This window comes from Vibrio sp. L5-1 (assembly GCF_021728315.1).
GTDB classification, from domain to species: domain Bacteria; phylum Pseudomonadota; class Gammaproteobacteria; order Enterobacterales; family Vibrionaceae; genus Vibrio; species Vibrio splendidus_K.
Window position 1 is genome coordinate 259,888 of the sequence record NZ_JAKKCQ010000006.1, and the last position, 6,697, is coordinate 266,584.

Below are 6,697 nucleotides of genomic sequence, written 5' to 3' on the forward strand. Positions count from 1 at the left end.
ATGCGCTTTACTGATGTTTTTATTAAACGTCCAGTTCTAGCGGTATCCATCAGCTTTTTGATTGCTCTGCTTGGCTTACAAGCAATCTTCAAAATGCAGGTGCGTGAATACCCTGAAATGACGAATACCGTCGTAACCGTAACCACGAGTTACTACGGTGCAAGTGCCGATCTTATCCAAGGCTTTATCACCCAGCCCCTCGAACAGGCTGTGGCTCAAGCGGATAATATCGACTATATGACTTCTTCTTCTGTACTTGGTAGTTCTACGATTACCGTAAACATGAAGCTGAACACCGACCCGAATGCGGCGTTGTCAGACATACTGGCCAAGACAAACTCGGTACGGTCTCAGCTTCCTAAAGAAGCCGAAGATCCAACCGTAACTATGTCTACGGGTTCAACGACAGCGGTACTCTACATTGGCTTTACCAGTGACGAGTTGGTGTCGAGCCAAATTACTGATTATCTAGAGCGTGTAATCAACCCGCAGCTATTTACGGTAAATGGTGTATCCAAAGTTGACCTCTATGGTGGTATGAAATACGCACTGCGCGTATGGCTAGACCCATCAAAAATGGCGGCGGTTAGCCTAACTGCATCTGATGTGATGACGGTACTGAACGCTAACAACTACCAATCAGCGACAGGTCAAGCGACCGGTGAGTTCGTGCTTTACAACGGCAGTGCAGATACTCAGGTATCAAACACTGAAGAATTAGAAAACCTAGTAGTGAAGAGCGGTGAAGGTGAGATCATTCGCCTATCCGACATCGCTAAGGTTTCTCTAGAGAAAAGCCACGACATTTACCGCGCAAGTGCTAATGGTCAAGAAGCGGTTGTTGCAGCTATTAACGCGGCACCAAGTGCTAACCCAATCAACATCGCTGCAGATGTACTTGAGCTTCTTCCTCAACTAGAGAAGAACCTACCAAGCAACATCTCCATGAATGTAATGTACGATTCAACCATTGCGATTAACGAATCAATTCAAGAGGTTATTAAGACCATCCTTGAAGCAGCATTAATCGTATTGATCGTAATTACCTTGTTCTTAGGTTCATTCCGAGCGGTACTGATCCCTATCGTGACTATCCCACTGTCTTTGATTGGTGTGGCAATGGTGATGCAGGCAATGGGCTTCTCTTGGAACCTGATGACACTACTGGCAATGGTACTCGCCATCGGCCTGGTAGTAGATGATGCAATCGTAGTACTAGAGAACGTCGACCGGCATATCAAGCTCGGGGAATCCCCTTTCCGAGCAGCAATTATCGGTACTCGTGAAATTGCGATCCCTGTTATTGCAATGACATTAACGCTAGGTGCGGTATACGCTCCAATCGCAATGATGGGTGGTATCACAGGCTCGCTATTTAAAGAGTTTGCGTTAACCCTAGCCGGTTCAGTTTTTGTTTCGGGTATCGTGGCACTAACGCTATCGCCAATGATGTGTTCAAAAATGCTAAAAGCTCACGCTGAGCCGAGTAAGTTTGAGCAGAAAGTACATAGCGTGCTGGATGGCATGACTAACCGTTACGAGCGTATGCTTGGTGCGGTAATGCAACATCGTCCAGTATTTATTGGTTTTGCTATCATCGTATTTGCAAGTTTGCCGTTGTTATTCAAGTTCATCCCTAGTGAGTTAGCGCCTTCAGAAGATAAAGGTGTAATCATGTTGATGGGTACAGCACCGTCGAATGCGAACTTAGACTTCATGCAAAACACCATGAACGACGTAAACAAGATTCTGTCTGATCAGCCAGAAGTAGCTTACGCGCAAGTATTTACAGGTGTGCCTAATGCAAACCAAGCTTTTGGTATCGCATCTATGGTTCCATGGAGTGAGCGTGAAGCAAGCCAGTCTGAAGTAGCAAACCGCGTTGGTAATTTGGTGAAAGACGTTCCAGGAATGGCGGTAACTGCATTCCAAATGCCAGAACTACCAGGTGCCGGTTCAGGTCTTCCAATTCAGTTTGTCATTACAACGCCAAACAGTTTTGAAAGCTTGTTCCAAATCACCACAGACATTCTGGCTGATGTCTCTTCAAATCCACTGTTCGTGTATTCAGATCTCGACCTGAACTACGACTCAGCAACCATGAAGATCAACATTGATAAGGATAAAGCGGGCGCATACGGCGTGACCATGCAAGATATCGGTATCACACTCGGTACCATGATGTCAGATGGCTACGTAAACCGTATCGACTTGAATGGCCGTTCTTACGAGGTCATTCCTCAAGTTGAACGTAAATTCCGTTTGAACCCAGAGTCAATGAACAACTACTACGTACGTGCCGCTGATGGTAACGCCGTTCCTCTAGGCAGTTTGATTACGATTGATGTTGTGGCAGAGCCTCGCTCTCTTCCTCACTTCAACCAATTGAACTCGGCTACGATTGGTGCGGTACCGGCTCCAGGCGCTGCAATGGGTGATGCAATTGCGTGGTTTGAAGACACAGCTGCCAATAAGCTTCCAAGTGGCTATAACCATGACTATATGGGTGAAGCACGCCAATACGTAACAGAAGGTAGCGCACTTTACGCGACCTTTGGTTTAGCGTTGGCTATCATCTTCTTGGTATTGGCGATTCAGTTTGAATCTCTAAAAGATCCACTGGTTATCATGGTATCTGTACCACTGGCGATTTGTGGTGCCCTAATAGCTCTAGCTTGGGGTGCGGCAACGATGAACATCTACTCGCAAGTTGGTTTGATCACCTTGGTCGGCCTGATTACCAAGCACGGTATCTTGATCTGTGAGGTAGCAAAAGAAGAACAGCTACACAATCACAAGACTCGTATTGAAGCGGTAATGGAAGCTGCGAAGGTTCGTCTTCGTCCAATCCTGATGACAACGGCTGCGATGATCGCGGGTCTAATCCCACTGATGTACGCAAGTGGTGCGGGTGCAGCTCAGCGTTTCAGTATTGGTATCGTAATCGTTGCAGGTCTAGCGATTGGTACTATCTTCACTCTGTTTGTACTGCCCGTGATTTACAGCTACTTGGCTGAAAAACACAAACCTCTGCCTGTATTTGTGGAAGACAAAGACCTAGAAAAGCTAGCTCGCGTCGATGAAGCAAAAGCAGCGCACAGGGAATTAGCTGATAATAAGTAATCACTAAGTCGTAATAACAATAAAAAGGCTACTTCGGTGGCCTTTTTTTGTACGCCATAGGCGACATCTCAAGTGTGATTAAATAGAATAGTGATAAATATTCAGGAGTTTTAATTGATATGTTTGATCCAAAAAAACTAGAGCAGATTGCTAAGCAGATCCACGATTCTATGCCTCAACCAGTAAAAGAGCTTGGTTCAGACGTAGATCAAAAAGTTCGTCAGGTTATCCAAGGCCAACTGAACAAGCTAGACGTTGTAAGCCGTGAAGAATTTGATGTTCAAACACAAGTACTACTGCGCACTCGCCAAAAGCTGACTGAAATGGAACAAAAGCTAACGGACTTAGAAGCAAAGATTGCCGACAAGTAAGCGTAAAGCAAGAAAACTGAAAGGGTTGGTGTGAAAGCACCAACCCTTTTATATTTCTGAATATCAATCAAGAACTAAAAGTCGACGAAGATTGATCAAACAATGTTCATTTGATTGATTTTTAAGACTTTGTTACTAAAAGCAAAAAGGCTTGGTCAACGGCGACCAAGCCTTTTTATTAGATGTTGTGTTGCTTATTTATAACTCCAACCTGTAAGGAGTTAGTGATACTGCTTTGCTTTTTCTACAAATTTATCAGTATCTAAGCGACTAATTAACCGCCTACAGCGATACGCTTCATGTCGCTCATGTAGCTACGTAGCTCTTCACCAATGTACTCTACAGGGTGGTTACGGATAGCTTCGTTTACTTCAATTAGCTTCGCGTTATCTACTTGGTTAGATGTTTCACCTAGACCGCGACCGATTACGTCAGTTGCAACTGAAGGCATGAACTGCTCGCGTAGTAGTGGTGTTGCTACGTTTGCGAATAGGTAGTTACCGTACTCAGCTGTATCAGAGATTACAACGTTCATTTCGTAAAGACGCTTACGAGCAACTGTGTTTGCGATTAGTGGAAGTTCATGTAGAGACTCGTAGTAAGCAGACTCATCGATGATGCCAGATGCTGTCATAGCTTCGAATGCTAGCTCAACACCCGCACGAACCATAGCAACCATTAGGATACCGTTATCGAAGTACTCTTGCTCTGAGATTTCTACGTCAGAAGTTGGGTAGTTTTCGAATGCAGTTTCACCTGTCTCTTCACGCCAGCCTAGTAGGTTCACGTCATCGTTCGCCCAGTCAGCCATCATAGTGCTAGAGAAGTGGCCAGAGATGATGTCATCCATGTGCTTGTTGTAAAGCGGACGCATTAGATCTTTTAGCTCTTCAGAAAGCTCAAACGCTTTAACTTTAGCTGGGTTAGATAGACGGTCCATCATATGAGTTACGCCACCGAACTTAAGTGCTTCAGTGATCGTTTCCCAACCATATTGTAGAAGTTTACCTGCATAACCTGGTTCAATACCGTCAGCAATCATCTTCTCGTAAGATACGATAGAACCCGCTTGAAGCATGCCACAAAGAATAGTTTGCTCACCCATAAGGTCAGATTTAACTTCAGCTACGAAAGAAGACTCTAGGCAACCTGCACGGTGACCGCCAGTACCAGCAGCCCAAGCTTTAGCGATATCCCAACCTTCGCCTTTAGGGTCATTTTCTGGGTGAACAGCGATCAGTGTTGGTACACCGAAGCCACGCTTGTACTCTTCACGTACTTCAGAACCAGGACACTTAGGCGCAACCATAACAACCGTAAGGTCAGAACGTAATTGCATGCCTTCTTCAACAACGTTAAAGCCATGAGAATAACCAAGAGCAGCGCCTTGCTTCATTAGAGGCATTACTGTTTCAACAACGTTTGTATGTTGCTTGTCTGGAGTAAGGTTGATAACTAGATCTGCTTGAGGGATTAGCGTTTCGTAACTACCCACAACAAAGCCGTTTTCATCAGCGTTTTTGAATGATTGACGCTTTTCATCAATTGCCGCTTGGCGTAGAGCGTAAGATACGTCTAAGCCAGAATCACGCATGTTCAGACCTTGGTTTAGGCCTTGAGCACCACAACCAACAATTACGATTTTCTTACCTTCAAGATATTCAGCTTCTGTCGTGAATTCTTCACGATCCATGAAGCGGCAACGACCCAATTGGTCAAGTTGTTCACGAAGGTTTAATGTATTGAAATAGTTAGCCATTCTAGGGCACTCCTTTAAAAATAAGTCCGTAAGGTCGATATCTCTCTATCGAATGACTTCATACTAAAACAGACACTCCGTTGCTGAAAGTGATATATTCACAATTAGTTATTGCAATAAATGCAACATGGAAACGATCGCAAAACATGAACATAAAATCTCTACAATTATTTATACATTTATGTGATAGCAAAAGTTTCAGCAAAACCGCTGCTGCTATGCACGTCAGTCCTTCAGCACTTAGTCGTCAGGTACAAAAGCTTGAAGAAGAAACGGGGCAAGAATTGCTTATCAGAGATAACCGCAGTGTTGATCTCACTCCAGCAGGAAAGCACCTATTGCCAGTAGCATTAAGCATCGTTGGAGAGTGGCAGCAATACAATCTTCACCTGAAAGGTGGTGAGCAAGAACTTAAAGGTGAAATTCGCATATTTTGCTCGGTAACGGCTAGTTACAGCCATCTACCTGAGCTCATAACAGAATTCAGAGCTATTCATCCGTACATTGAATTTAAGCTCTCTACAGGCGATCCAGCTCAATCTATCGACAAAATTTTAAATGATGAAGCAGATATCGCTATCTCAGCGAAGCCAGACATTCTTCCCTCAAGATTAGAGTTCGAAACCATCAGCGATATACCACTGTCAGTCATCATCCCATCCGGTGTGAGTAGTTTTAGCCAGCAGCTGCAATCAGATAAACCAAACTGGAATGAAGTACCTTTTATCATCCCAGAAGCAGGTACTGCACGAGAACGTGCGAACGCGTGGTTCAAAAAGATGAAGATAAAGCCCAACATTTACGCTCAGGTATCAGGTCATGAAGCGATCGTAAGTATGGTTGCTCTTGGTTGTGGGGTTGGTATCGCGCCAGACGTTGTAATCAACAACAGCCCTGTGAGAGATAAAGTCGACCGCTTAAAAATAGAGCCCATCAAGCCGTTTGAATTGGGAGTGTGCTGTAAGCGATCGCAGCTAGAAAATCCGTTAATTAGAGCATTTTGGCAGGTCGCTGAAGGTAAATACCTCCAAGACTAGTTATCTATAAGTGATAACAAGCCGGTGTGGAGTCACAGATAAAGAGCACGTTAGTGCTCTTTTTTGTTTTTCTAAACGACAAATATGAAAAAAGCCCGCTGATTTCTCAGCGGGCTTTTCAATGGTGGTGGAGGGATAGGGATTTGAACCCTAGAACCGCTATTAACGGTTGCCGGTTTTCAAGACCGGTGCTTTCGACCACTCAGCCATCCCTCCAACAAATTGTCATCAACAGATTAGTACACTGTAGATGTTGTTACATGCATACACAGGTAACGATATTTAAAGCCTGGCGATGTCCTACTCTCACATGGGGAAACCCCACACTACCATCGGCGCTATTGTGTTTCACTTCTGAGTTCGGCATGGAATCAGGTGGGTCCACAATGCTATGGTCGCCAAGCAAA

The 6,697-nt window shown here is 44.6% G+C and carries 4 protein-coding genes, 1 tRNA gene and 1 rRNA gene; 3 read left to right on the forward strand and 3 right to left on the reverse strand.

The window, feature by feature from the left end; genetic code table 11:
* Window positions 1-3,123 carry a multidrug efflux RND transporter permease subunit gene (locus L3V35_RS20155; RefSeq protein WP_054548022.1) on the forward strand — a complete coding sequence of 1,041 codons (3,123 nt, stop codon included), beginning with the start codon at window positions 1-3 and terminating at the stop codon, window positions 3,121-3,123.
* A gap of 119 nt (window positions 3,124-3,242) precedes the next feature.
* Window positions 3,243-3,494 (forward strand): accessory factor UbiK family protein, encoded by a 252-nt coding sequence (locus tag L3V35_RS20160; protein ID WP_004735787.1) that lies wholly within the window; start codon window positions 3,243-3,245, stop codon window positions 3,492-3,494.
* Between the two features lie 274 nt (window positions 3,495-3,768).
* Here the strand turns inward: L3V35_RS20160 and ilvC are convergent, their stop codons facing one another.
* Window positions 3,769-5,253, reverse strand: a complete 1,485-nt coding sequence (gene ilvC / locus L3V35_RS20165; RefSeq protein ID WP_054548023.1) for a ketol-acid reductoisomerase — start codon at window positions 5,251-5,253, stop codon at window positions 3,769-3,771.
* 146 nt (window positions 5,254-5,399) lie between these two features.
* Here ilvC and ilvY point away from each other — a divergent pair, with 146 nt between their 5' ends.
* On the forward strand, window positions 5,400-6,290 hold the full coding sequence (gene ilvY, locus L3V35_RS20170) for an HTH-type transcriptional activator IlvY (RefSeq protein WP_054548024.1): 891 nt from the start codon (window positions 5,400-5,402) through the stop codon (window positions 6,288-6,290).
* Window positions 6,291-6,415: 125 nt separating this feature from the next.
* On the opposite strand, the gene L3V35_RS20175 is transcribed toward ilvY, so the two are convergent.
* Window positions 6,416-6,506, reverse strand: a tRNA-Ser gene (locus L3V35_RS20175).
* A gap of 71 nt (window positions 6,507-6,577) precedes the next feature.
* Window positions 6,578-6,693: ribosomal RNA gene (gene rrf, locus L3V35_RS20180) — 5S ribosomal RNA — on the reverse strand.
* Window positions 6,694-6,697 lie beyond the last annotated feature (4 nt).

Bases quoted from the DNA above. Each gene is read 5' to 3' on its own strand.
- L3V35_RS20155 (WP_054548022.1), top strand. From the start codon at position 1: ATGCGCTTTACTGATGTTTTTATTAAACGTCCAGTTCTAGCGGTATCC.
- L3V35_RS20160 (WP_004735787.1), top strand. From the start codon at position 3,243: ATGTTTGATCCAAAAAAACTAGAGCAGATTGCTAAGCAGATCCACGAT.
- ilvC (WP_054548023.1), bottom strand. From the start codon at position 5,253: ATGGCTAACTATTTCAATACATTAAACCTTCGTGAACAACTTGACCAA.
- ilvY (WP_054548024.1), top strand. From the start codon at position 5,400: ATGAACATAAAATCTCTACAATTATTTATACATTTATGTGATAGCAAA.